The sequence below is a fragment of the Pseudomonas sp. P5_152 genome (assembly GCF_033989915.1).
In the GTDB taxonomy this organism is placed as follows: Bacteria; Pseudomonadota; Gammaproteobacteria; order Pseudomonadales; family Pseudomonadaceae; genus Aquipseudomonas.
Map to the genome: position 1 here is coordinate 5,213,801 of NZ_JASFAH010000002.1, position 23,248 is coordinate 5,237,048.

Annotated in this window: 26 protein-coding genes; 14 read left to right on the top strand and 12 right to left on the bottom strand. The window is 52.5% G+C overall.

The window, feature by feature from the left end; all coding sequences use genetic code 11:
* The first annotated feature begins 90 nt into the window (after window positions 1-90).
* The 11 genes from QMK50_RS23850 (at window position 91) to QMK50_RS23900 (ending at window position 7,266) form a co-directional block, all read left to right on the top strand.
* Window positions 91-462 carry a hypothetical protein gene (locus QMK50_RS23850; protein WP_320334125.1) on the top strand — a complete coding sequence of 124 codons (372 nt, stop codon included), beginning with the start codon at window positions 91-93 and terminating at the stop codon, window positions 460-462.
* A gap of 253 nt (window positions 463-715) precedes the next feature.
* Window positions 716-1,048 carry a phage holin, lambda family gene (locus QMK50_RS23855; RefSeq protein WP_320334126.1) on the top strand — a complete coding sequence of 111 codons (333 nt, stop codon included), beginning with the start codon at window positions 716-718 and terminating at the stop codon, window positions 1,046-1,048.
* Window positions 1,049-1,176: 128 nt separating this feature from the next.
* Window positions 1,177-1,446 carry an HNH endonuclease gene (locus QMK50_RS23860; RefSeq protein WP_320334127.1) on the top strand — a complete coding sequence of 90 codons (270 nt, stop codon included), beginning with the start codon at window positions 1,177-1,179 and terminating at the stop codon, window positions 1,444-1,446.
* A 217-nt stretch (window positions 1,447-1,663) separates the two neighbouring features.
* Entirely contained in the window at window positions 1,664-2,140 is a 477-nt protein-coding gene (locus tag QMK50_RS23865; protein WP_320334128.1) for a terminase small subunit, read from the top strand.
* 3 nt (window positions 2,141-2,143) lie between these two features.
* Window positions 2,144-3,823 carry a terminase large subunit gene (locus QMK50_RS23870; RefSeq protein WP_320334129.1) on the top strand — a complete coding sequence of 560 codons (1,680 nt, stop codon included), beginning with the start codon at window positions 2,144-2,146 and terminating at the stop codon, window positions 3,821-3,823.
* A complete protein-coding gene (locus QMK50_RS23875) occupies window positions 3,820-3,981 on the top strand; it encodes a hypothetical protein (protein ID WP_320334130.1) in 162 nt (53 codons plus the stop codon). Before QMK50_RS23870 ends, QMK50_RS23875 begins: the two co-directional genes overlap by 4 nt.
* Window positions 3,974-5,275: a phage portal protein gene (locus QMK50_RS23880; protein ID WP_320334131.1), complete on the top strand. Its 1,302-nt coding sequence runs from the start codon at window positions 3,974-3,976 to the stop codon at window positions 5,273-5,275. The genes QMK50_RS23875 and QMK50_RS23880 overlap by 8 nt, the downstream gene beginning before the upstream one ends.
* A 116-nt stretch (window positions 5,276-5,391) precedes the next feature.
* The gene (locus QMK50_RS27445) at window positions 5,392-5,652 is read left to right on the top strand and encodes an ATP-dependent Clp protease proteolytic subunit (protein WP_413787327.1); all 261 of its coding nucleotides are present in this window, start codon (window positions 5,392-5,394) and stop codon (window positions 5,650-5,652) included.
* Window positions 5,592-6,098, top strand: a complete 507-nt coding sequence (locus tag QMK50_RS23890) for a hypothetical protein (protein ID WP_320334132.1) — start codon at window positions 5,592-5,594, stop codon at window positions 6,096-6,098. The genes QMK50_RS27445 and QMK50_RS23890 overlap by 61 nt, the downstream gene beginning before the upstream one ends.
* Before the next feature lie 288 nt (window positions 6,099-6,386).
* Window positions 6,387-6,896, top strand: coding sequence for a glycoside hydrolase family 104 protein (locus QMK50_RS23895; protein WP_320334133.1), 510 nt, complete (start codon window positions 6,387-6,389; stop codon window positions 6,894-6,896).
* A gap of 10 nt (window positions 6,897-6,906) precedes the next feature.
* Window positions 6,907-7,266 (top strand): DUF1353 domain-containing protein, encoded by a 360-nt coding sequence (locus tag QMK50_RS23900; RefSeq protein ID WP_320334134.1) that lies wholly within the window; start codon window positions 6,907-6,909, stop codon window positions 7,264-7,266.
* 144 nt (window positions 7,267-7,410) lie between these two features.
* Here QMK50_RS23900 and QMK50_RS23905 read toward each other — a convergent pair whose 3' ends face one another.
* Together QMK50_RS23905 and QMK50_RS23910 are read right to left on the bottom strand one after the other, a co-directional pair.
* Window positions 7,411-8,235: an FAD-binding oxidoreductase gene (locus QMK50_RS23905; RefSeq protein ID WP_320334135.1), complete on the bottom strand. Its 825-nt coding sequence runs from the start codon at window positions 8,233-8,235 to the stop codon at window positions 7,411-7,413.
* Complete coding sequence (locus QMK50_RS23910) at window positions 8,211-8,486, bottom strand: ferric reductase-like transmembrane domain-containing protein (protein WP_320334547.1); 276 nt, start codon at window positions 8,484-8,486, stop codon at window positions 8,211-8,213. Before QMK50_RS23910 ends, QMK50_RS23905 begins: the two co-directional genes overlap by 25 nt.
* Here QMK50_RS23910 and QMK50_RS23915 point away from each other — a divergent pair.
* Window positions 8,485-8,661: a hypothetical protein gene (locus QMK50_RS23915; protein WP_320334562.1), complete on the top strand. Its 177-nt coding sequence runs from the start codon at window positions 8,485-8,487 to the stop codon at window positions 8,659-8,661. The two genes, QMK50_RS23910 and QMK50_RS23915, sit on opposite strands and share 2 nt — an antisense overlap.
* Before the next feature lie 3 nt (window positions 8,662-8,664).
* On the opposite strand, the gene QMK50_RS23920 is transcribed toward QMK50_RS23915, so the two are convergent.
* The 9 genes from QMK50_RS23920 to QMK50_RS23960 all read right to left on the bottom strand — a co-directional run bounded on the left by QMK50_RS23920 (window position 8,665) and on the right by QMK50_RS23960 (window position 16,817).
* Window positions 8,665-8,868: a ribbon-helix-helix protein, CopG family gene (locus QMK50_RS23920; protein ID WP_320334136.1), complete on the bottom strand. Its 204-nt coding sequence runs from the start codon at window positions 8,866-8,868 to the stop codon at window positions 8,665-8,667.
* Window positions 8,869-9,165: 297 nt separating this feature from the next.
* Window positions 9,166-10,158, bottom strand: coding sequence for a hypothetical protein (locus QMK50_RS23925; RefSeq protein ID WP_320334137.1), 993 nt, complete (start codon window positions 10,156-10,158; stop codon window positions 9,166-9,168).
* A gap of 137 nt (window positions 10,159-10,295) precedes the next feature.
* Window positions 10,296-10,967, bottom strand: a complete 672-nt coding sequence (locus QMK50_RS23930) for a hypothetical protein (protein WP_320334138.1) — start codon at window positions 10,965-10,967, stop codon at window positions 10,296-10,298.
* Complete coding sequence (locus QMK50_RS23935) at window positions 10,964-11,506, bottom strand: hypothetical protein (RefSeq protein WP_320334139.1); 543 nt, start codon at window positions 11,504-11,506, stop codon at window positions 10,964-10,966. Before QMK50_RS23935 ends, QMK50_RS23930 begins: the two co-directional genes overlap by 4 nt.
* A 93-nt stretch (window positions 11,507-11,599) precedes the next feature.
* The gene (locus tag QMK50_RS23940) at window positions 11,600-12,079 is read right to left on the bottom strand and encodes a hypothetical protein (RefSeq protein WP_320334140.1); all 480 of its coding nucleotides are present in this window, start codon (window positions 12,077-12,079) and stop codon (window positions 11,600-11,602) included.
* Window positions 12,070-12,750 carry a hypothetical protein gene (locus tag QMK50_RS23945; RefSeq protein ID WP_320334141.1) on the bottom strand — a complete coding sequence of 227 codons (681 nt, stop codon included), beginning with the start codon at window positions 12,748-12,750 and terminating at the stop codon, window positions 12,070-12,072. The genes QMK50_RS23940 and QMK50_RS23945 overlap by 10 nt, the downstream gene beginning before the upstream one ends.
* A gap of 26 nt (window positions 12,751-12,776) precedes the next feature.
* Window positions 12,777-15,035, bottom strand: a complete 2,259-nt coding sequence (locus QMK50_RS23950; RefSeq protein WP_320334142.1) for a TcfC E-set like domain-containing protein — start codon at window positions 15,033-15,035, stop codon at window positions 12,777-12,779.
* A 77-nt stretch (window positions 15,036-15,112) separates the two neighbouring features.
* A complete protein-coding gene (locus QMK50_RS23955; RefSeq protein ID WP_320334143.1) occupies window positions 15,113-15,640 on the bottom strand; it encodes a CS1 type fimbrial major subunit in 528 nt (175 codons plus the stop codon).
* 550 nt (window positions 15,641-16,190) lie between these two features.
* The gene (locus tag QMK50_RS23960) at window positions 16,191-16,817 is read right to left on the bottom strand and encodes a response regulator transcription factor (RefSeq protein WP_320334144.1); all 627 of its coding nucleotides are present in this window, start codon (window positions 16,815-16,817) and stop codon (window positions 16,191-16,193) included.
* Between the two features lie 203 nt (window positions 16,818-17,020).
* Between QMK50_RS23960 and QMK50_RS23965 the strand changes: the two genes are divergently transcribed.
* The gene (locus QMK50_RS23965) at window positions 17,021-18,238 is read left to right on the top strand and encodes an EAL domain-containing response regulator (RefSeq protein WP_320334145.1); all 1,218 of its coding nucleotides are present in this window, start codon (window positions 17,021-17,023) and stop codon (window positions 18,236-18,238) included.
* Between the two features lie 122 nt (window positions 18,239-18,360).
* Window positions 18,361-22,002, top strand: coding sequence for a transporter substrate-binding domain-containing protein (locus tag QMK50_RS23970; protein ID WP_413787308.1), 3,642 nt, complete (start codon window positions 18,361-18,363; stop codon window positions 22,000-22,002).
* 612 nt (window positions 22,003-22,614) lie between these two features.
* Here the strand turns inward: QMK50_RS23970 and QMK50_RS23975 are convergent.
* Complete coding sequence (locus QMK50_RS23975) at window positions 22,615-23,142, bottom strand: N-acetyltransferase (RefSeq protein WP_320334146.1); 528 nt, start codon at window positions 23,140-23,142, stop codon at window positions 22,615-22,617.
* Window positions 23,143-23,248: the final 106 nt, after the last annotated feature.

Consider the following 23,248-nt stretch of genomic DNA (forward strand, 5'->3'; position numbering starts at 1 on the left):
TGATTGATTGACGGAATAGTGGCTCCCAACCGAATAAGCCGCCGTGCCGTCATTCGCTGATGTGATCAGGGCGGTCAAATGACTACTTCCGTGAGTGATCTCAAAAAATACCGGAACAGATTTGTAACGGTACTGGCAGTTTCTTTGGTTTTACTGATGGCGACATCGTCAGAAGTTCTCAACCTAAACCCGCAAGTAGCCGGTCCGGCACCTGGTCCGCCACTAAATGTCGTCGATGGTGCCGGGTTTATTGCTGTGGTTTCGATGTTTACTTCGGCGGTCTCGCTAATTGGGCTTTTACTAACGACGGGCATTGCGTGGCGTAAGGAGCGTCGTGAGAGTCGAACGGCCAAGATCGATAACGAAAAGAAGGAATTGGAGGTACAGCTTCTACGCCTTAATCTTGAACAAAAACGTCAGGAGAATACTACGAGCATCGGCGACTCAACGGATCCGCCTTGATTTCTTACGATTCTAATGGGGCTGTATCTGTAGCTTGACACCCCCGGTCCCGATCTATAGATTTCACATTACTTTGCGGTTTTTCCGCGAGCAAAGCCCAACCATTGAGTTGGGCTTTTTGCTTTCTACTGTTCACCGAGCCTCGGCATTTGCCGGGGCTTTTTCGTTTTCGGCTCCGCCACACCCATTGCTCCAAGCTGGGAGTGCTGCTGGAGCCGAATCTATTCGCCCCCCTGATTGGGGAGGACAACGGATGCCAAACATGCCCGACAAACCAGACACCTGGCTGCTCGTACTCGCGTGGCTGAGCCAGCATGCGCCGACGATTTATGCCGGCGCACTGTCCTTCGTGGTGGGTGCATTGCGGATCATCTATGGCGGTGGCACCAGACGCCAGGCGCTGCTTGAAGCTTCGCTTTGCACGCTGATTACTATTGGCCTGATCCCGCTGCTTGAGTACTTCGGTTTACCTCAGAACTTCGCCACGGCTGCTGGTGTGTTCATCGGCTTCCTGGGTGTTAAGAAGATCGCCGACCTTGCCGATCGGTTCGCGGACTTCAAGCTACCGAGTCGGAAGGTCGATTAATCCGCGCCACGTTTTCGAATGCGCCAAATCGTGGCACGAGATTGTCCGGAGAAGATGTATGTGTCGAGTACGCAATGTCTAGGCTTTGCACGATCAAGCCAAGGATGCAGGCTGCTCCGCAGCGTGAGATGGCCAAGCCGGTTGCGGCGGAGGGGGCAGATGGTTGGGGCTCTGGTCGCGGTGGTCGCCCCTGGCGGCGCATTCGCAATGTCATTCTCGAACGCGACCAGTACACCTGCTGCCACTGCGGTCTGGTCACTCTGGATCTAGAGGTTGACCACATCATCAACGTGGCGGCAGGAGGTACCGATGATGAGTCGAACCTCCAGGCATTGTGTGTCCCTTGCCACAAAGCCAAGACTGCCATTGAGTCGGCAAAGGGGGCTGGCCGAGCCTGAGCCAGGCGCCTGCGCTGCATGGTGCGACCTGCAGAGTCGCGTTGACGTCTGGTCGAGCCCTTTTCTGGGTTTTCCCTCGATCCGATCTGAAATGACAATCATTGTCATTTGGTGGGCTGGAAGGGGTGGGGCGGGTCGAAACCGTACGACCTTTTACCTCGGACACCACTTGCCCTCTCACGCGCACATTTTTCTCCGTTTTTAGGAAAAGTTAACTATGGCTTTAACCGACAAAAAGCGCCGGTTTGCTGACGCTTTGCAGTCGGGCGTTTCAAAAAGAGACGCAGCAATCGCCGCGGGATATTCCGAAAGAACCGCGTCGCAGGCGGGTTCCAAGCTGGCGAAGGACCCTGATGTCATCGCGGCAATGTCGCGCAAGACTCGAGCGAAGAATGCCACCCCAGCAGAAGTTAAAGCTGCGGGCAAAGTTAACTCGTCGCCGACCTTAGAAACACAAGAGGAGGGCTTGGACTTTGCCGAGTTTGCCGACCCTCGCGACTTCCTGGCGGCAGTTATGAACGAGCGTAGTGCCGAGCCAAGACTTCGGGTAGATGCCGCCAAAGCGCTGATGCCGTACATCCACGGCAAGATCGCTGATCAAGGAAAGAAAGACGCCATTGCCGACGCTGCCAAGCGCACGGGCAAGGGCAAATACGCCCAGGGCAGACCGCCTCTCTCTATCGTCAAAGGGTGATCTATGCAGTGGACTACTGCTTGCCTGGACTGGTGGCGGCGTCTCTCTGCGGGTGAATCGATCATTCCGCCGCCTCTGTTTCCATTAGAGGCAGTGGAAAGCCTTGAGGTTTTCAAGGGCCTGAGGATTGTCGATGCCCCTGGCAGCCCAACGATCGAGTCCGCATGTGCACCATGGGTGCTGGCGTTTGCCGGCGCTGTATTCGGTAGCTACAACAGCGAAACTGGTGAACGATTGATTCGGGAGTTCATGCTTTGCATCCCGAAGAAAAACAGTAAATCAACCATCGCGGCAGCGATCATGCTGACGGCGTTGGTGCGCAACTGGCGGCTCTCGGCTGAGTTCATCATCCTGGCCCCCACCAAGGAAATTGCGGATAACGCTTTTGTCCCAGCCAAGGACATGGTCAATAAAGATGATGAACTCAAAACACTGTTGCACGTACAGCCGCATCTTCGGCTCATCACCCATCGCGAGACAGGTGCCACGCTTAAGGTTGTGGCGGCAGATAGCGACGTGGTCGGCGGTAAGAAGGCCGTCGGAGTTCTGATCGATGAAGCCTGGTTGTTCGGCAAGAGCCCGAAAGCCGCCGACATGATCCGAGAAGCCACTGGCGGTTTGTTGTCCAGGCCTGAAGGTTTCGTCATATGGCTGACGACGCAATCGAACGAACCACCGGCGGGTGTCTTTAGGTCGAAGCTGAACTATGCCCGCGGTGTGCGGGATGGCCGGATCAATGACAACCGTTTCCTGCCTATCATCTACGAATTTTCACAGGAGATGATCAAAAGCGGTGATGCTCGGAAGCCTGAAAACTTCCACTTGGTAAATCCGAACATCAATTACTCGGTTGATAGACCCACGCTGGAACGCCTGTTCATGCAGGCGGAGATTGACGGCGAAGCAGAAGTGCGCGGTTTCTTGGCCAAACACCTGAACATCGAGATTGGCCTGGCACTGATGTCCGACAACTGGGTCGGTGCTGAGTTTTGGGAGGTGCAGGCGTGCAGCTCAGGGTTAACGTTTGAAGATCTTATCAAGCGTTGCGAAGTCATTGACGTCGGTATCGACGGAGGCGGGCTTGACGACCTTCTGGGCTTCGCCGCTGTGGGTCGTGATAAACGCACTCGCGATTGGCTGGTTTGGACTCACGCCTGGGCTCACCCGTCGGTACTTGAGCGTAGAAAAGCCGAAGCTCCGCGATTCTATGATTTTGAGAAGGACGGAGATTTGACGTTGTCCGAGCGAATCGGTGATGACGTGAATGATGTGGCCGATCTGGTAGAGCGGATCGAGGAATCCGGATTACTCGACAAGGTGGGCTGCGACCCGGTCGGCATTGGCGCTATTTATGACGCGATGCTCGAGCGAGACATCCCGCCCGAAAAGATTGTTGCGGTGAGCCAGGGCTGGAGGCTTGGCGGCGCAATCAAGACCGCTGAGCGCAAGCTCGCCGAGGGCGGTATGAAGCACGGCGGCCAGGCGATGATGGCCTGGTGCGTGGGTAACGCCAAAGTAGAGCCTCGGGCCAACTCCATCCTCATTACCAAGCAAGCCAGCGGGTCGGCCAAAATTGACCCATTGATGGCTTTATTCAATGCCGTGACCCTGATCTCGCTGAACCCGGAAGGGCGCGGCAATGACGACTTCATGGCTGCCATTCGGAACCCAATCATCGTATGAACCCATTGCACGTATTCATTCTGACCGCGCTGTGCGGGTTCGGCCTGGCGGTTGCTGGTGTATTTATTCTGACCGGATTGGGTTGGGCGTTGCTGGCGGGCGCCGGTTCACTACTTCTAATCGCGGGATTTTTGCGCAAGGGGTTGATCGGTGACTAATTCCTTATCGACCGTGATTGGTCGGGCGGCTCGCAAGCCCAGTGCTTCTATCAGTGACTGGCTCGGCAAGTCCATCAAGTTGAGTGATGGAGGTTTCTGGGGACAATTCCTGGGCGGGCAATCCAGCTCAGGAAAGACGGTTACAGTCGACAGCGCCATGCAACTGTCGGCCGTGTGGTCCTGTGTCCGCATCATCTCTACTTCGGTGGCGGGACTGCCACTTGGTGTTTATCAGCGTGAAGCCGATGGCGGTAGGAAGGATGCCAGGGGCTTTGAGTTGTATGACGTCATCCACACCAGCCCGAACGAGGACATGACGGCCTTCCAGTTCTGGCAGGCCATGGTGGCTGCGATGTTGTTGCGGGGTAATGCTTATGCGGAAGTTCATCGCATGGCAAACCGGGTCGTGGCACTGGATTTTCTCCTGCCTTCACGCGTTGACCTCGAGCTGGATGACGATGGCCGTATCACCTATTGGTATAAACCGCGGAAGGGCCCTCGGCGTCAGATCGAGCGGCAGAACATGCTGCACATTCCGGCGTTCAGTCTTGATGGGCGGGTTGGGCTTTCGGCCATTCGCTATGGGGCTGATGTCTTCGGCGCGGCCATGTCCGCGGATGACGCCGCGAATGGCACGTTCAAAAACGGGTTGTTGCCGGCAGTGGCGTTCAAGGTTGATCGGGTGTTGCGCCCAGATCAGCGTGAAGAGTTCCGGGACTACATCAAGCAGGTCTCAGGTGCGCTGAATGCCGGGCGGTCCCCGGTCCTTGAGCAAGGTATCACCCCGGAGTCAATCGGGATCAATCCGGTCGATGCTCAACTGCTGGAGTCGAGGACTTACAGCATTGAGGAAATTTGCCGGTGGTTCGGTGTTCCGCCCTGGATGGTAGGCAAGACGGACTCGGGCAGTAACTGGGGAACGGGTCTAGAGCAGCAAATGATTGCGTTTTTGACGTTCAGCATCAGCTCGATCACCAATCAAATTCAGCAATGCGTCAACAAGCGGTTGCTCACGCCTGTAGAGCGTCGGAGCTATTACGTCGAGTTCTCGCTGGAAGCCTTTCTGAAGGCGGATAGCGCTGGGCGGGCCGAGTGGTACAGCAAGATGACCCAGAACGGGATCATGACTCGCGACGAATGCCGCGTGAAAGAGAACCTTCCTCGCCATGGTGGAAACGCCGCGGTACTGACCGTACAAACCAACCTGGCCCCGATCGACAAGTTGGGGCAGTCAACCGATGCGCAGACCGCTCAGGCCGCGTTAAAAAGCTGGCTTGACCAGCCCCAGGAGTAGCCATGCCACCGAAACTTAAAGCTGGCAGTTTTCACTGCGAACTGAGCCCGCGCGCACTTGAAATGTGGAACCCAGATATCCGCGCCGCGCTTGAAGTTGGAACTGAGACCATCACCATGTATGGGGTCATTGGTGAAGACTGGTGGGGTGAGGGCGTTACGGTAAAGCGGGTTGATGCGGCGCTGCGAGCCATTGGGGATAAGCCGGTCACCGTGTACATCAACTCGCCAGGTGGCGATATGTTTGAGGGGATCGCCATCTACAACCGTCTCGCGCTGTCGTGCCGGGTACAGCAGTCGCCAGGGTGGTGGGAAAGATGTTGCTCACCGCCGAGGGCGCGACCGGTGATCCCCAGTTGCGCTTTGTGCAGGCCATGAACGCCAAGGCAGCGCAGATAGGCATGACTGGCAGCCATTTTATGAATCCGTCCGGGCTTCATAACTCGTTGATGCATACGACAGCGCGTGACATCGCTCGCCTAGGCGTCGCCGCTTTGGGCTATCCCGCGATGTTGGATGCTTGGGGAAAACCGAACTACTTGATGAACGTGGCAGGCCCCAACGCTCGCCCGTTCACCATCATCAGCTCAATAACCATGCTGACCAACGGGGACTATGACGTGTTAGGTGGAAAGACCGGCACGCTGGGAGGCTTTGGATACAACCTGCTGCTTTACACCTCGGCTCCTAATGGCAATAGGTTGGTCTCAGTGGTGATTCAGGCGCCTACGGACGCGGCGCGCTACAGCGACATGAGGGCGCTGCTTGAGTCGATCCGTATCGGGCATCAATGGCCGCTGTTGTTTCCGATGGCGATGAAATGACCCGTTCGCTCCGAAGTGGCGGCAATGGGCAGCCTGGAATGAATGTGGGGTTAGCACGATGAATCGTATTTCAGCGTTTACAGCACTTTGTACACCCGCAGAGCTGTTCCGTCAGCGTCGATACAATCCGGTTGTTCACTCCATCCAGTACGTGATTTTCGAGGTGCAGGAGTATGAGCCCGGTACCGGAAACACGGGGCCATCCGCGCCGTTCAACGGTTTGGCCTCCTAATTCAAGTAAGCAACAGCCCGCCATTGAGCGGGCTTTTTTTCGCCTGGAGATAAGCAATGGCAAGACTTTCAGAGAGCCGGGCAGGGAGCCGCAACGCGCTCGCCTTCCTTGATATGTTGGCTTGGGCAGAGGGCACCGGCACGTCACCGGCCACGGCCATGGATGGCTACGACGTGATCGTCACCGGCATCGACCGGAAGCCGGAGGTGTTCAAGGACTTCAGCGATCATCCCTTCGCCAAGGGTCGGAAGTCCAAGGTCATCAACAGCAAGGGGCTGACCTCGAACGCCTCCGGCCGCTACCAGCAGATGCTCAAGGACTGGCCGCATTACCGGGCGCTGCTCAAGCTGCCCGACTTCAGTCCGATCAGCCAGGATCTGCTGGCCCTGCAGCACGTCCGCGAATGTCGGGCGCTGCCGGACGTGCATGCGGGTCGAATCGAAACCGCCATCAAGAAGTGCCGGAACATTTGGGCCAGCTTGCCCGGGGCAGGGTATGGCCAGCGCGAGCACCGCCTCGAGGACTTGATCAAGCAGTTCCGCCTGGCGGGTGGGACTCTGTCCTAAGGAGGTGGCAATGGAGTCATTGACCGCCCCTTTGGATATTCGTTACGACGCTCAAGCCAGCAAAATCCTCGGTGCCGATCACTGGCGGGTGATCACGCCGTTCCGGTATTACCTGGGCGACCAGTACAGTGAGCAGTGGGTCACTGTGCCGGCTGGCTATCTCACCGATGGGGCGAGCGTGCCGCAGTTGGTGTGGAGTCTAATCCCTCCGTGGGGAAGCTACGGCCAGGCAGCCGTTGTGCACGACCTGCTTTGCGAATGCCTAGCGATTGTGGTCGCCGGCGAAGTGGTGAGCATCACGCGTAAGCGTTGCGACGAGTTCTTTTGCGAGTCCATGGGTGTGCTGAAGGTGCCGGAATGGAAGCGCTGAGTTATCTATCAGAGCATTAGTGTGTATAGACGGCTAACCCGCATCGACATGCCATCATCTAGCCCATTGAAACGAGAGCTTGAGTCAGCCTGGCAGGTATGTGGATAGAACTTGGAGTGACTTATCAAACGTCGACGCGTCACCTCACCGGAGCTCAAAGAGTTCTATGTGTAGGTTGGCTTGCGGAATCAGGTTGTCACGCATCAGTTCTCGAACCTGAATCAGTAACCCGTTAGGCCCACAAAAGCTGATCTGGATCTGTTGAGGCTCGGTCCAGGTAACTGCCTCGCGTAATGTTTCGGCCAGGTGACCAATGTCACCAACATTCCCTACAAATCGTACGTTTCGCATCTCAGCCATAGCTCGTAACTTTCCGGCAGAAGGAAAGGCCCGAGAAGGATTGAAGAAATAGATCAAGGTGACCTTGTCGAAGTCCTGAGCATTTGTGTCTTGTAACCAGGAAATAAAAGGTGAAATACCCACACCTGCCCCAATCCAGATTTCCCTTTCGGCTTGGGGCTGCCGTTTGAAGCGTCCATAAGGGGCGTATATATCTGCGTGCATACCAATTTTGACCTGATCGCGCAGTCTTTGGGTGTAGTCACCCAGAGCCCTGATCAGAAATTCGATCTGCCAATTTACCGCATGGGCGCTGGAAATCGTGAGCGGGTGAGGCTCACGCAGGCCTTTTTGCCTTATCGCAAGAAAAGCGAAATGCCCGGCTTTGAATGAAAACCCATTATGTACTGGTGCCAGAGTCAGATGTAGCGCGTCTTTTTCGCGGTTAACCGCAGTGACTATGTATTCTGCTCGCGCAACAAATGGATAGAGCGCAGTTTTGTAGACTGCTGCCGCCACCCCGAAACCACAGGTCAGGATTAACCAAATGCCCGAAGGACTCGATAGAGTGATAGGCGACTTAAAGCTCAACCAGTGAAGAATTACTAATAGAAAACGTGGGCCGGACATTTCTTACCACCACCGCCTATACCCAAGCCAACGTAACTAAATTGGCGTACCCGTCGTGTCCAGGACTTGGGTAATTCCAGAATAGGTGCACTGTTCCATGTGTCTAGGTTGGCCTTAACCACAAAGTGATATGTGGCGAATATCAGGGCCCATATCCCCAGCCATTTATGCGAATGGTAGATTCGGTCGAGCCCACCAAACAAGTCCTCGATAATACGCCAGCGGCTCGCCAATATGCAGGAGGTTGCCATGCAAATCAACGCTGTAGCACCGAATATTAAACTCAAAGTCGCTGAAGTCAGCCAGATTTCCGTGGGGGCGGAACTCAGTAGCGTAAGTGTAGTGATTAGCAAAATTCCGACAATGCTGTGCCAGCTTTTCAAAGCGAAATCTCCAATTGTTTGTACATCAATGTTATGTCTGTAGTTTTCATTCCGTGGAGGTTGTAGGTGATTTTCCTTCATCTGCTTTTTGGGGTAATGCACTTGAGTCGTCTAGCTGATTCAAGTGGAGTTTTATTAATCTCCTTAGAATTTGTGACATGGTAAGGTCAGACGACTCAGCAAGAGCATCCAGCTTTATTTTAGTTTGATGATCGATCAGTATCGTAAGACGCTCGGTTTTTTCCGGCATTTAAATCTCCTTTTCTATGACTTCTCCAATAGACATGAGAGCATCGCCTGTCAGGTAGTAACTTCCCGTCGAAAGGTACGAGGTTGAAGTTAGGGGAAGCCATCTGAGAATGCCTGGCAGGGTCAAATCAATCGACTCGTGCAACGGAGGCACTACGTAAACCTAAGTTTTTTTATTGTTTGTACCATAGTGAATGTCGCATCAGGTTTGTCGGTAAAATTTGTATGGCTTACAAGCTAAGCGAGTGATAAGTAAATCTCATTATCTCTACGAGCTTGGTTGGCGCGGAGGAATAGTTTATGATCGTGTTTTTATGGTAAAGTTAAGTACGTCGGTGTAGTCCCCTTTTTTTGTTGTTTTTATGACGGAAGTTCTAAATGTGGGTGAGAAGCAAGTGCGGCCGCTGCTGTCAAGTTTCAATTGTTCGTTTCCGGTATTGGGTAGCAACAGTGGAGTGTTTCGTCCGTCGTTTAACGTAAGGCGATAGGGTATTGTTTGTGACGAATCAGTAACGTTGCGCAACACGTAGTGATTGTTGGCCGTGCCGTTCTTGTTATCCGCGTCGATAACGAAGTACTCAGAAGAAACTGCGTCTGGTTGGTAGTGGAAGCATAATTGATCTTTGGTGTCAGTGAAGGTTTTGATATTTTCACCAACTGGTAACTCTCCAAGATCCCAGTCTGGCGCAGTGACAGATATACTAATGTCCTTTTCGGGAGGTGGTGGCAGTGTAGGGTCGGTGATAAGTTTGCAATTACTGTTGTTCCCATTTAATGATATGTAGGCCGAGCCCGTGGTGTCACCTACGTCATCGCTGGTTGTGTAGTTTCCTGCGCGGATACTGATCGCAGGCCATTGGGCTAATTTTGACTTCTCGACTGTAACCGCTGCACGTGCAATGACGGCCTCTTCGTCCATCCAAGGGAAAACGTTAGATAAATTGTAGTAAATTTTATAGTCACCAGCGTCTCCACCGTTGGTTGGAACATCGTTGAGTGAAACTCGCTTTACTAGGACGTTGTTAGGATTACCATTGGCATCGTAGAGGTACACTAATAATGCGCGGGAGACAAATCTGTGCGGACCTGTGCGTCCTTTCGCATGGTTGTATTTGATAGTGGTGTAAAAAGTTGCATCGAGACTTGATTGGCGGACCTCGCAGTTGCTGTAACCGCTACTAACGTCAGCGAGGTTTAGTTTGAGTGCGAGTGTGTTGGTTGATGTTAGTGCGGTGGCAATAAGTAGTAAGCTTTTGATTGTTTTCGATGTTTTGTTGCATGACGTCTTCATGTGTGCTTCCATTCTAGTGTGGTGGTGTGTGGTGTAGGTTGAGAGTTGTTGTGTCTGGTTGTTCTTCATTGAAGTTTTTTGTGTTCTATACACTATGCTAGATAGAATTTACAGCTGTTTATAGTTGGAGAAGGTGTTCATAACGGTCGAGAGAGGCAAGGAAGTTGTTTAGACAAACCTACCGAATTTCCAGGCACGCTATGGGGGAAGTTTGGGTAGACGTTGAAGGGAGGTATCAGATTTCCATCGATTATCAGATCTTCTACCCGGTGCCGGAGGGTGCCGCTAGCTGTAAGTGTCGCTCCAGTGGCAGTGCACATAATTTCAATGCCATCATTTTTTTTGACTGGTAATTGACGTACCAATCCACTGAAACTAAGGTTGACGATGATGCCGGCTGCCTTTTCCAGGCCGGTATTCTTAATTCTGAGTATCGGCTTGACCTCAAGTCTATATACTGTTTCTTTCTGAACGGAATGCACGGGCTTTAGCGTAATATTTTTGCTCTGTCCGGGAGCTAAGCTTATTTGAAAGGGAAATGCATAAAGCGCCGGGGAGGGCATTAAACTTACAGGCTCAAGTTTCTCATCCTGAAGTGGAGCGCCAGGATTAGTGAGCCTAAATAAAGAAATCGTCACGTATTCCGCACGCTCGCTATTGTTAATGATTCTGGCGGTGACGGGGGTATTCGATATCTCGATTTCTTTCGGTAGTAAATCAATCATTGCCTCCGCGTTGGAGATACTGAGGAGTTCTGCTATGCAAATAATTGAAGCTAAATAAATAGAATGGCTTGAGGGGAGTTTCATGGAATGCGTACCACGGGCTCAAAAATTAAAGAAAGCACTCCACTGTAAGTGCCAGTAGTAGTTTTGAAGTCGCCTTCTGGCGGCATTGCTGTAATGGACAGGTCGTAATAGCCAATGGAGTCGTCACCAGGTTCCGCCACTGGGTTTTGAAACGACGAGTTTTTTCCCACCAGTAGAGGAACGCTTAAATCACCCTCATTGCCAAATTTGATCTCGGGATCAATAAAGACTTGTGACGGGTCATTAGTGTTCTGAATGCGTAAAGGTTCATCTAAGCGCACTTGGAATGTGCCGCTACTTGACAATATTCGTAACCGAGCTCCCACTGCGAAAGGTGTATCCCATCCCCCGAGTTGTTGGAGTTCAAGTCCTCGATCGAACCATCCCCCCTTGTCATCGGTAACCGTTAGGTTGTCAGCTTGGGTAATGTGTGCAGTAATATTGCTGCTGGTATCGCCATTCACTATAGTTGCAGAAAAGGCTACGTTGTTAAAAAAGGCAAAGACGAGAGATAGTCTTGCCAAGAAGTGAAGATGCATAGCAGTTACCCAGGGCTAGTGTGTTTGGGTGTTTTTCGCGTGATGTTTGAGTAAACACTGTCCTAACGACGAGTGGATTTACCTTGTATCACTCTAGTTGTGTTTGGGTTTTTGATAAATAACCACGCCGTATCCGATTTTTACCAATAGTGGCGGCGATCTCGTTTTATTAGCCTCTGCGGCGAGGGAAATGCGCTCCCGTGGGCGAAAAGTCACTCTCCATATTTGGTTTTTATCGTTCTGGTCAAGAATTTTTAGATGCATTTTGTATTTTTGGCTGGGCCCAAGGATCAAGCGATTTGGGACAACCAATAGACTAGGCTTTTCAACTTTTTCGATTGGGGTGAGAATCTCTTTAACATCGCCGGGATTGCTTAATAAAGATTGCTCGATGTTTAGGAAGAGTGGTGTATCACCGATGTTTTCCACAATCAGATCGCTAGTCGGGCGGCCTGGCTCAATGTATAACTCAGTATGAGATAGCTTAATAAGTCCAGCAGCATTCGCCGTGCCAACGCAAAATATACTAAGCAATACCAAAGCCCTCAAGGCTCGTAGGCTATTCAAGGACATGTTAGTGTCTGGGGTTGCCCATCAACTTGGAATTTTAATTGCGAGTCGACGAAGTGTTGTGGTGTTCCTGGGAACAGTGCAATGGTCTGCTTTGGTGTGCCTGAGGAGTTAGACAGCTCACTCAATATTTGACGCACATTACCATTGTTAACGAGCGTAAGACCGGCATTCTCGCAACGGTATGTCCAAGAGGAATGCTGTTTTGACGGTGCGGGCATATGGCGGACGAGCACTCCATAGCCGATAGATACGGACATAGGTGCAGTAATTTTATCATCCGGAGCTTCTTCGATTTTTATCGAACGGACCGGAACAACATAGAGTCGGTACAGTGCTTCCTGTTCAGGCTCGCCAAGAGACTTAAGAGTTACTACTCTACTCTGGTTTGGTCCTAGTGTTAACTTTTCAGGAGTGGCGATCAGACCAGGATGTGGTAATTCACCTAGTGACACTTTTTCCTCCGGGACTTGACCGGGGTTCATGACTTTTTGCACGCTCACGGACAGGTACAGTGTGCTGTCTCCCATGTTACGGAGGCTGATTTTCTGTTCATGGCTGTTGAACAGTTTAGTGCTGGCGGGCATAACCATTAGTTCGCCTTCGGCGGAGGCAGTGGTTGAAATAAACCAGTGAATGTTAAATATAAAGAATAATGCGAGTCGGGATTTCATAGTGGATGACCCTGCTGTGATTACGTTTAAAGGCAGTGGTAATAACTGTCGCTAACTTGCTTAAGATCGCACACATATCGCCGTCCTAGTTGTGTGACGTTGATCTTATCAAGCACGGATTTACTGAAGATGGAGAACAAGCCATTGGGATGTACTGTGTCCCCTGTTTCCTCAATGTTTCCACTGATGGGTGATCCAGCGGAATCAACCAAAAATCCGCTGTAGATCATGCTAATGTTTACGTTCGCCTCACTATTGTAAACTTGTCCGGGGTGCGAGCGAATAATGTTGGAAGGCACCTCAATGTTCATGTCCATATCTGAGCTATCGCTAAGTACGCGAGCGAATGGTACGTCACGGTAGCTATTGAGGGGGACCGCGTAGGTGCTATTACCGCCTACAGGGTAGCCTTCGACGGAAAAACCATATTGAGTATTAGCAACCTCCGGGGTCTTGAGTAACATAGCAGATCCACTATCGCTATAACGGCCCATCGCTATACCTTGTGTATTAGCCGCGACCATCCCTCGATAGTTAAAGTCGGCATTACTGGCCTGGTTGTCGTGTCCCAAATTGATAGACGTTTCACCTCGTGTCCCCGAACGAGCGCCATAGAGGTTGAAACTGTTTCGGTCATCAATGTGATTGGCGGTAACTCCAGCAGTTGTCGTTCCATAAGTGTCCTGATAGTCTTTTCGGTAATCTCCACTTAAGTGCGTTTGCCCACCTGAATGGGTAGCGCTGAAGGTGGCTTGTGATCGGTCTAAAGTCCAGGAAGTATTCACGTAAATGCCATAATCGTTACCGTTTTGCTGATATCCACCTTTTTGTATACCTACAGAGAAGGTCGACCAGAGCCCATTCGGGCGATAGTTCCAGCGTGTCTCGAGTTGTTGTGATTCTCCGCTTCTATATTTTTGATAGTTGTATGCGAGTGTGGTGCCCCTGAAATTTTGACTGTAGCTAAGACTCGAACTAGGCGAACTTCTGTAAAAGTGCGATATGTTATTGTTCTGGTACCGACTGGCCATGAGATTGCCTAGTTTCTGATGGCTTAGAGAAAAACTTGCGTAACCACCAGTGGACTGCTCACCGCTCAGCAAACCGACAGTTGGGGTGTATACCGTCTTTCCTATCTGCCCAGGGCGAGTGACGTTCACTTCACTCGCCATTCGCCCACCGCTTCCGCTGATGACAGAGGCATTCAAGAAAAGTTGTCGCAGGTTGCGGCTTACCCCACCTTCCAGCAGATGTCCGCCCGCGTCCAAGTTTTCACCAGCGGTCAAGTGCCATGAATTCTCTCCGCCGCCCGCAAAGTTAAGGTTGTTGATCTCTTGAGTTATCTGGCTAATCAAATTACCGTTTCGATCTACCAGTCGCACGTCCATAGAGTAATAACCGCCGGGGAGATCGGCTTCGCTAATTTCGTTGCGTCCAAGAGCGGCGGGCCGTTTTAGAATCAATCGCCCATTTCGGTAAAACTCATAGTTGCCCTCGGCGGTGGAGTAAAGCACCAGAGATTTCGCGCTGCGATCGGCCTGTAAATGGTTTTGACTCCCAAAGGTGACAAATTTGTCAAAGCTGGGAGATAGTAGAGTGTTTACAGAACCAGAAGTGTAGTCGATGCTGTTCTGTTTGCCGGCTCGCAAGTAAGTGCTGGTTAAATTTTTTTGTAAATAGAAAGTAGAAATGTCGTAGTTGTTGCTGCTGTAATTTTTCGAGCTCTGGTGTCCGCCATACCAACTCATATAGCCGAACGTGCGCGCAGGCATGCCGAGCCATGTATTACCACTGATGTTTGTGGCGCGATAGCCTTCTGAAGAAGCGCGTAGATCTACGGTTTGGTTATTAACCACGCCCCAATCTGTGTCGGGTACAAGATAATCATTTAATGAATCGCGAATGCTGATTGAGCGTTTGACTTTGTCGATGGTTATATAGTGGTCATCGAGTTTTAGATCACATCCACCTACGCAGCGGCTGTAATCTAACTTGTTTAGCGTTGCAGAAACGTTTCGAATCGTTTCATTTGAGATTCCATTTTGCTCGTATTTATATTCGTCGAATACTAGCGATTTTTTTAATGGCTCGTAAGTGATTACTCCAGGAAGAGTTCTGCCGTTGTAAATGCCAACATAGCTGGCGCCTTGTTCCATTTCTGCCTCGCTAAAGCCTTCAGGCACGCCATATGAAAATTTGACTTTCGCGAAAGCTGGAGATGAAGCCACAAGTAGTGTAGTTAGCAGAAATCTGCTAAATAAGCATCGAGCTTTAAAGGCGGGCATACTAAGATTTCTTATATTTCGCCATCAAGAAGCCTCGAGGTAAGTCGAGGCTAGTGTGATCAAGTAAAGCTACTAGGTTAACCCCCAGAAGCTGCAACTGGTTCAAAGATCATTACTAGGTCACCACTGTAACTACCGTTGGTGCTATTCGTGCCAACCTTTGTCGGAGCGGTCACACTGATATTGAGGTCGTGGACCTCGTCATAATCTGAACCGACTTTGGTGCTTTGTGTGATTTTTTGCTGAGCGCCGAAAGTTACAGCCTTGTCACCTGCAGCGCTGCCGAAGGTTACTGTTGGCGAGACCATTTCGTAGTTGCCGTTGGACATTTTAAGTTGCTGGCCAAGGCTGACGTTGAACTCACTATTCTTGCTGAATACTCGGACCGGCAGAGTCTTTTTGAACTCGGACTGTGTGTAATTTGTTGGTTCCAGCTCTTCAGTGCTGTACCAAGTTGAGCCATCAGGCTTGGAGACATACAATGCGTCGTTAATTTGCGCGGTCAAGGTGATTTTTTTTGAAACAGTATTTGTAGGCGCAGCATGGGCGGCGCTGATAAGGGTTCCCGCGATACCAAGGGCAAGAAGAAGTTTGCTAGCTTTCATCGATTTGCTCATCTATTTTGAAGGGTTGTTATGAGTGAACCATTAGCTCTGGTGTGGAGCGAGTTCACACATCAACTATAGGGTTTCCGATTAGTGAATCACATAGCCGACTTCCCAAAGTTCCTGCTGAAATTTCTTATAGTGAGTAGGAAATTTCTGACGAGCAAAGCGTTCACAATTAAAATTGTGAAGCAACACAAATGGAGTTTTCCACAGTTCCCACGAGCGGTAGTGACGGGTACTGCTGATCTAATACAGACCTAGGTGCTCAACGGTTTCTGCTCGGTTTTGGGCAAAGAAACACGAGGCGATCAGCGTTGAGTGATGGGTAAAGTGAATGAGGGTGGTAGCGTACTTCGTGATCAGGGCGTTGCCTTGGCCATGCTCATCTGGTGGTTATCAGTCTGTATGTCGCGATCAGCATGTTCTTGCTGATTCATAGGCTCGAGCTACTTGGGGGGGGGCGCTGTACCTTCAAAGCTACCCTATAGACTAAGAGGGGGGTTGGTCAGTAGGGTGTTAACTACGAAGGGCTGGGGATGTCCTGCGATTAAGGGATCAATGCGTTACGCTTTGCGAGCTCGGCAAGCTCTACGAGCGAAGTAGCGCCGAGTTTATGCAGTAAGCGGATTTTATAGGTGCTGACAGTCTTGTTGCTGAGATAAAGTTTTTCACCAATTTCCTTGTTGGAGTATCCCTGGGCCAGATACTGCAATACTGTGAATTCCCGATCAGTCAGTGAGCGTATCTGTTCACGCTCAGTCAGTTGTTCGGCCGAGTTGACACTGTCGGATGTCAATGGGGGGAAGAAATTGTACCCCAACTCTACAGCCTTGATCGCAGTAACCAGGCTGCCCAGGTCTTCTTCTTTATTGATGAATCCACGGGCACCTAGCTGGATGCAACGGCGGCAGATGGCTTCAGCGGTTTGAGATGTCAGCACCAGAATTTCACTACGCACTTTAAGCGCCTTGATACGGCTGATAACAGTGAAGCCATCAAGTTTGGGGATGCCAATATCCAGAATGACCACCTGCGGGTTCAACTCTTGAACCAACTGAACGGCGTCGAGGCCATTGTCGGCTTCGCCGACCACGCGCATACCGTGTTTCTCCATCAGGACCCTGACGGCAAGTCGAATCACCGGATGATCATCGACGATCAGTACGCTATGCATAGTTTGATTCAACCTTTTTTCTAGATTGTCTTGGGGCAGGACTACATTGGCTGTGAAAGATTAACACCGTTGACGGTATTGAGCGGAGTCTTGATTTCCCATACCCAAATTTCAGAGTTTTCTGCGGGTGGCGTGGGAAATTTCGTATGGATCTAGCCTGCACACGCACACACACTGACCACCCCTTTGCGTGTAGAACAACAATGCAAGACTTGACTATTTTGGTCTTGGAAGATGAGCCCTTCCAGCGCCTCGTTACCGTGACTGCGCTGGAAAAACTCCTGCCAGGCCCCATTTTACAAGCGGCGGATGGCAATGAAGCGGTTGCTGTCCTAGCTAACTGCAGTGCCGTGGACATTGTTCTCTGCGACCTGAAAATGGCAGGCATGGATGGCCTGGGATTTCTGCGTCAGGCGAGCAGTAGCGGTAAAGTGCGCTCCGTAGTGTTGTGCAGCGAGCTGGAACCGGTTCTGCGTCAGGCCACGGTGGCGATGATTCATTGCCTGGGGCTGAACTTCCTCGGTGATCTGGGCAAGCCCTTCAATCTAGAGGGCTTCAGCCATCTGGTCAAACGCTACAGAGAAGGGTCCAATGCGCCGCCCAAGTCTCTGTCAGCCGCTGAACTGCCAACCCTGAGTGATGTGCAGCGTGGTCTGGACAACGGTGAATTTGAGGCTTACTACCAGCCTAAAATGATGCTGCAGGGGGAACTGTTAGTTGGAGCCGAGGTGCTTGCTCGCTGGGCGCATCCGCAGTGGGGGGTGTTGGCTCCCGCGCATTTTTTACCGGTACTGGAGCAGCACAACCTGATCGACAGGATGTTCTGGCAACTATTTGAACAGGGCTTGGTCCTGTATCAACAGATGGCGGTGCAAGGCCGAGCGATCGGCCTAGCATTCAACTTGCACCCCGCACAGCTGGCGTGCACTGCGTTGATCGAGCGCATACCTGAGCTGCTCAAGCGCGCCAGTGTGCCGCCTGCCAGCGTGACATTCGAGATCATTGAGTCGGATCTGATGAGTGCTCCGGCCAGTAGTCTGGAAAACCTGGTGCGGTTGCGCATGCTCGGTTGCGGCCTTGCCATGGATGATTTTGGGGCGGGCTACTCTTCATTGAGTCGGCTCAGTGACCTTCCGTTCAGTCAAATCAAACTTGATCGTACATTCGTGCATAAGATGCAAAGCCAGCCCAAGTGTGCCGCGATTATCAGTTGTGCAGTGGCATTGGCGCGGGCCCTTGATATCTCGCTGGTTATCGAAGGTGCGGAGACTGTCGAGCAGCAGGCGCGGCTGATTGAGTTGGGTGGCACCATTGCCCAGGGGTACCTGTTTGCCCGACCGATGCCAGCAAATCATTTTGTCGCCTTCTGTCTGGAGCGGCAGATAGGTACCGAACAAGTAAATGTGACGGAATCAACGTAACGGCTTTGAACTATCATTGCCCCAGCCAACTCGGCTAGCCTACATCACGCTTTTACTCTTAGATGATCCGTAGGCAAACAACCGATTCCCTTATCCTAGGTACCTTTGGTCTCTGATCTCGCATGTATTTATTTCTTTTCTTTTTCTCCGTCAGCGTACTGTTGGACAATGCGCCGGCGGTGGCTGCATCCTTACCCCTGGCTCCGCAGGTGCTGTCCAGCCAACTGCGTATCGACCGCCAGGATATGCCGATTCCCGCAGAAGACTGGCATTGGCTGCGACACAAGGTTGAGCTAAAGGTTGGTATCTCGCCTAGTGAGTCAGCACCGTTTTCGGTCAATTCCCAAGACCATCAATACGAGGGCATCAGCGCTGATACCACAGCTCTGGTTGCACAGTTGCTGGGCTTGCAAGTGAAGATCGTTCCGTTCGCCAGCGATAGCGACGCCGAGAAGGCCGTGCAAGATGGCCGCGTCGATGTGATCAGCCGCCACGGCAGTCTTGAGCCGCGCCAGGATCTCCTGTTCAGCGTGCCCTACGCACGAGACCGCCTGGCCCTGTTCAAGCGCAGTGTTGAACCACGGCATTCACCCGCTGACCTTGCAGGCCTACGCGTGGCGGTTAGCGAAGAGCACAGCGAGGAGTTGAAACAGCGTTTCCCACGGGCCGACTTGCGGGTATATGCCGACCATGACAAGGCGATTGCTGCTGCCTCTTTTGGTCAAGCCGATGTCTATCTGGATGATCTGTACAGCGCCTATTACCGCATCAATCGCGCCTATTACGGCTATTTGCAATTTGAGCGTTTCAGCGACCTCGACGTAGGCGGCTACAGTTTTGCCCTGCAGTTGGACAACACGCGTCTGCAGCGGCTTATCAACGTCGCCATCAAGGCCATCGGTGAAGATCAGCTACGTAATCTTGCCAAGCGCTGGATTGGCAACAGTTTCATTCCCAGCGAAGACCCCCTCGTACTCACTACCGAGCAACTACGCTGGATCGAACGACACCCAGTCGCTCGATTGGTGATCAATGACGACTTGGCCCCCGGTGCGTATTTCGATTCGAGCGGGGTGTTTTCCGGTGGCGTCGCCGACATACTTGAAGTCGTAACCCTGAGTACCGGGCTGCATTTCCAGGTGGTGTCGCGCAGTGGTGGTTTCCCGCAGATTATCGAAGCGCTGCGCAAGGGAGAGGCCGATCTGGCCCTGATGACCCCAAGCCCCGAGCGTGAAGAGACCCTGCGCTTTTCCAGGCCGTTTCTTTCAAGCCCCTTTGTGCTACTCAGCAGTGTCGACCAGCAAGGCAAACTCGAGAGTCTGATTGACAAGCGGGTGGCGATTCCCACCGGGCACGTCGCCATCCAGCAACTGCGCAAGCGTTACCCCGAAGCGGTAGTGGTAGAGGCCGGCGGCTCACTGGACACAATGAACCTGCTCTATCAAGGCAAGGTCGATGCGGCCGTGGTGTCGATGCCTGCGGCGCGCTACTACATTGAGCGATTGTTTCGCGACAAGCTGGTCATTAACCAGGTGCTCGATGTCGGACCGGCGACGGTGAATTTTGCGATGCGTCGCGGGGAATTTGAGCTGCAATCGATCATCGACCAGGTCTTGCAGAGCGTGGGACCTGATGAGATCAATGCGATTGCCAGTCGCTGGCGCTCGCCACCGGGCATGAGCGGCCAGACCTGGGTCGATTACGAGCGATTGATCCGCGAAATTGTCGCGGGTGGCGTGTTGCTGCTGTTGCTGTTGCTGGTCTGGGTGTTCTATTTACGCCGGCAGATCAAGGCTCGGCTCAAGGCCGAACGCATGCTCAATGACCAACTGCAGTTTGTCGAGACACTGACCGACTGCATGCCCCCACCGTTGTATGTGCGCGATATCAAGGGGCGCATGCTGTCGTGCAACCGCAGCTACCTTGACAGCGTCGGCCTGCGCGCCGACCAGGTGCTGAACAAAACTGTGCGCCAGTTACCCAGAGAGAACTTTGAGAGTCACCCGGACTTTCATCGGTACTACCTGCAGGCGATGCGCGACGGCCAGACCATCGAGTCAGTGCACGCTGTTGTGCTGCAGGGCAGGGATGCGTGGATCAACCACTGGGTGCAACCTTTTCATGACTCCAAGGGCGTGATCAAAGGGGTGATCTGCGGCTGGCTGGACATCACCGAGCACCGTCAACTAGTGGAACAGTTGCAAGAGGCGAAGACCCATGCGGACGACGCCAGCCGGGCCAAGACCAGTTTCCTAGCCACCATGAGTCACGAAATTCGCACACCGATGAACGCCGTGATCGGCATCCTCGAGCTTGCACTCAAACGCGCCGAAAGCCAGCCGATCGACCGCGCCAGCATTGAAATCGCCCATACCTCGGCAAAGAGTCTGCTGGAGCTGATCGGCGATATCCTCGACATCGCCCGCATCGAGTCGGGACGTCTGAGTCTGTCGCCCAAGCGTGCCAATTTGCGCGAGCTGGTCGAGTCGGTGGCCAGGGTGTTCGAGGGGCTGGCCAGGCAAAAGCGCCTGAACCTGTTCCTCGACATCGATTCGAGCATCAATTGCGATGTATTGATTGATGCCCTGAGGTTCAAGCAGATACTGTCTAACCTGATCAGCAATGCCATCAAGTTCACAGAAGAAGGCTCGATCAAGATCAGTATTTCCGGGCTTCTGGACCCTGCCAGCTTGCTCAATGTCCAGCTCAGTGTCGAAGACACCGGCGTTGGCATCAGCCCGGCCGACCAGCAGCGTTTGTTCACGCCCTTCGTCCAGGCGCAACGTAATGTACAACAGACCGAAGGCGCGGGCTTGGGCCTGGTGATCTGCCGTTCGTTGTGCGAAATGATGGGGGGGAGAGTGGAGCTGACTAGCACTCTGGGGCGTGGCACCCGGGTTGATGTGGCGATGCGCCTGCAGGTCCTTGAGTACATTGCTGTGCGCCAGGTGCCTGCGTTGATCCAGGCCAAGTCAAGGCACCGATTGCAAGTACTGATAGTGGATGACCACCGGGTTAATCGCCAGGTGTTGCACGAGCAGTTGGATTTTCTTGGGCATGACGTCTGCGAGGCGGAAAATGGCCAGATGGCCTACGAGCGCTGGAACGAGCAGCCCTTCGATATCATTATTACCGACTGCCACATGCCCGTGATGACTGGGGCCGATCTCGCTCGGGCGATACGTCAGGCTGAACGGGAGCGGTGCGCAGAGGCTTCGGTGATCATCGGCCTGACTGCCGACGCCCTGCCAGAAGAGATCGAGTTGTGCATCCAGGCCGGCATGAACGACTGCCTGATCAAGCCGCTCGGCCTGGATGAACTGGACGCCCGCCTGCTAGCCCTTGGGCCAGAGGCGGAATTTGACCCAGTACCGCTTGAGCATCGCCCGCAAGGGCAATTGATTGCACCATCTGAACACAAAAAACTGCTCGACCTGGGGCCTCTGGAACTGTTGATCAGCAGTGAACCGGTGAAATTCCGGCAGATCCTCGACGAACTGATCCATAACAATCGCAAAGACTGCCAGACCTTGAACGCATTGCTTGAGGAGCGTGATGTCGAAAAGCTGAATGAGCGAGCGCATCGCATCAAAGGTGCTGCGCGGGTGGTCAAGGGTGAGTTGTTAGTCGAATGCTGTCAGCGCCTGGAGGCCGTGTGCCTGGACCCGCAGGCGACATTTGAGCAGTTGGAGGAGGCTGTGGCCAGGATCGAAGCTGCAATTGGTGAGCTAGAACAGGCGCTGCTATCGTTTCAGAAATCCTGACAACCGCTGCGGCGAACGATTGCCGGTCAGCTGCGCACATCTTCATGAACTGTAAATGCCACGCTACCGGGAGGGACCGCAAGCAGGCCCATACGGGCTCGAGCCATATTTTATTGTGCGGGATTGTCTGGTGACTCTTGCAATTGGCGGATTCGATCAAGGTGAGGTTGGCCTCGGTCATATAGGCTCTACCTAGCCAATATGAACCGTTCCTGGTTTCTTAGGAAGCGAGCTGGTTTTCGATGATCTTGTACAGTGCGGAGGGGAGCAGGTCTGAATTTATCCTCCTCCGTGGGGTTATCGGCGCAGTAGGGAGATTGGAAGTGGTGGTCGTTCGGCAGGGCGCTGGGGCGGGAGTACTACTGTAGGAATATACAACGCTAAGTTATTGATTCTTATAGGACCATGTGGGTGTTTTGTAACTTGCGACAATCATCTATTTTTCCTTGTAGATCAATAAGTTATACCTGTTTAAGGTTCACCTTGACATGGTGGGGGTCGTTGGTTCGAGTCCAATCGCGCCTACCAAACAAAATCCGCTCTGCTGGGCGGTCTAGAAGGGCTCACCGAAAGGTGGGCCCTTTTTTGTTGTCTGTGATTAATGCCAGCTAGTCATTCCGACTGATAAAGCGCGCAGCGCATCACGACCATCCCGATGTCAGCCTTGTCAGTACGGAAGGGAATTTCGCCCAGTGCCTGAAATCCGCAACTTTCATAAAAACGCTGGGCATGGCTGTTGGACTTCAGCACATCCAGCCATAGGGCGCTTTCCTTGCGGGTTTTTGCTGACTGCTGAATGAACTGCAGAAGCTGTTTGCCGTAGCCTTTGCCCGCCTGAGACTTGAGGAAGTAAATTTTCTGCAGTTCAGCGCCAATCTCGCCAGACACGGGGATCGCTCTGGACCAGTTGACCTTTGAAAAGCCTATGGCTCGGCCTTCCTCGTCGAATACCAGGAGCCAGTTGTGGTGGGTGGATGCTTCGATGGATTTCTCAAGTTCGCAGATTGAGAAGTCCTCGTTGAGGAAGTGCTGCATTCCTGCGGCGGTCCACAGGTCAGAAAAGTGCTCTCGGTACGTCTCGATACCGAGGTTGCGAAGTACGTGGATGTCTTCCCTGGTGGCTTCTCGAATGGTGATCACTGCCTGCTTCCTGCATTGGGTTGATACTGATCAATACCGGGAGAGGCAGACGAATACAAGAGCGAGCGACTTCAGTACTAATCCCTTCTACCCAAGCCCATTCTCT

Excerpts from the sequence above, each read along its gene's own strand:
- QMK50_RS23855 (WP_320334126.1), top strand. The coding sequence starts at position 716 with ATGCCAAACATGCCCGACAAACCAGACACCTGGCTGCTCGTACTCGCG.
- QMK50_RS23860 (WP_320334127.1), top strand. The coding sequence starts at position 1,177 with ATGGCCAAGCCGGTTGCGGCGGAGGGGGCAGATGGTTGGGGCTCTGGT.
- QMK50_RS23865 (WP_320334128.1), top strand. The coding sequence starts at position 1,664 with ATGGCTTTAACCGACAAAAAGCGCCGGTTTGCTGACGCTTTGCAGTCG.
- QMK50_RS23870 (WP_320334129.1), top strand. The coding sequence starts at position 2,144 with ATGCAGTGGACTACTGCTTGCCTGGACTGGTGGCGGCGTCTCTCTGCG.
- QMK50_RS23875 (WP_320334130.1), top strand. The coding sequence starts at position 3,820 with ATGAACCCATTGCACGTATTCATTCTGACCGCGCTGTGCGGGTTCGGC.
- QMK50_RS27445 (WP_413787327.1), top strand. The coding sequence starts at position 5,392 with ATGTATGGGGTCATTGGTGAAGACTGGTGGGGTGAGGGCGTTACGGTA.
- QMK50_RS23890 (WP_320334132.1), top strand. The coding sequence starts at position 5,592 with ATGTTGCTCACCGCCGAGGGCGCGACCGGTGATCCCCAGTTGCGCTTT.
- QMK50_RS23895 (WP_320334133.1), top strand. The coding sequence starts at position 6,387 with ATGGCAAGACTTTCAGAGAGCCGGGCAGGGAGCCGCAACGCGCTCGCC.
- QMK50_RS23900 (WP_320334134.1), top strand. The coding sequence starts at position 6,907 with ATGGAGTCATTGACCGCCCCTTTGGATATTCGTTACGACGCTCAAGCC.
- QMK50_RS23905 (WP_320334135.1), bottom strand. The coding sequence starts at position 8,235 with ATGTCCGGCCCACGTTTTCTATTAGTAATTCTTCACTGGTTGAGCTTT.
- QMK50_RS23915 (WP_320334562.1), top strand. The coding sequence starts at position 8,485 with ATGCAAATCAACGCTGTAGCACCGAATATTAAACTCAAAGTCGCTGAA.
- QMK50_RS23910 (WP_320334547.1), bottom strand. The coding sequence starts at position 8,486 with ATGGCAACCTCCTGCATATTGGCGAGCCGCTGGCGTATTATCGAGGAC.
- QMK50_RS23920 (WP_320334136.1), bottom strand. The coding sequence starts at position 8,868 with ATGCCGGAAAAAACCGAGCGTCTTACGATACTGATCGATCATCAAACT.
- QMK50_RS23925 (WP_320334137.1), bottom strand. The coding sequence starts at position 10,158 with ATGAAGACGTCATGCAACAAAACATCGAAAACAATCAAAAGCTTACTA.
- QMK50_RS23930 (WP_320334138.1), bottom strand. The coding sequence starts at position 10,967 with ATGAAACTCCCCTCAAGCCATTCTATTTATTTAGCTTCAATTATTTGC.
- QMK50_RS23935 (WP_320334139.1), bottom strand. The coding sequence starts at position 11,506 with ATGCATCTTCACTTCTTGGCAAGACTATCTCTCGTCTTTGCCTTTTTT.
- QMK50_RS23940 (WP_320334140.1), bottom strand. The coding sequence starts at position 12,079 with ATGTCCTTGAATAGCCTACGAGCCTTGAGGGCTTTGGTATTGCTTAGT.
- QMK50_RS23945 (WP_320334141.1), bottom strand. The coding sequence starts at position 12,750 with ATGAAATCCCGACTCGCATTATTCTTTATATTTAACATTCACTGGTTT.
- QMK50_RS23950 (WP_320334142.1), bottom strand. The coding sequence starts at position 15,035 with ATGCCCGCCTTTAAAGCTCGATGCTTATTTAGCAGATTTCTGCTAACT.
- QMK50_RS23955 (WP_320334143.1), bottom strand. The coding sequence starts at position 15,640 with ATGAAAGCTAGCAAACTTCTTCTTGCCCTTGGTATCGCGGGAACCCTT.
- QMK50_RS23960 (WP_320334144.1), bottom strand. The coding sequence starts at position 16,817 with ATGCATAGCGTACTGATCGTCGATGATCATCCGGTGATTCGACTTGCC.
- QMK50_RS23965 (WP_320334145.1), top strand. The coding sequence starts at position 17,021 with ATGCAAGACTTGACTATTTTGGTCTTGGAAGATGAGCCCTTCCAGCGC.
- QMK50_RS23970 (WP_413787308.1), top strand. The coding sequence starts at position 18,361 with ATGTATTTATTTCTTTTCTTTTTCTCCGTCAGCGTACTGTTGGACAAT.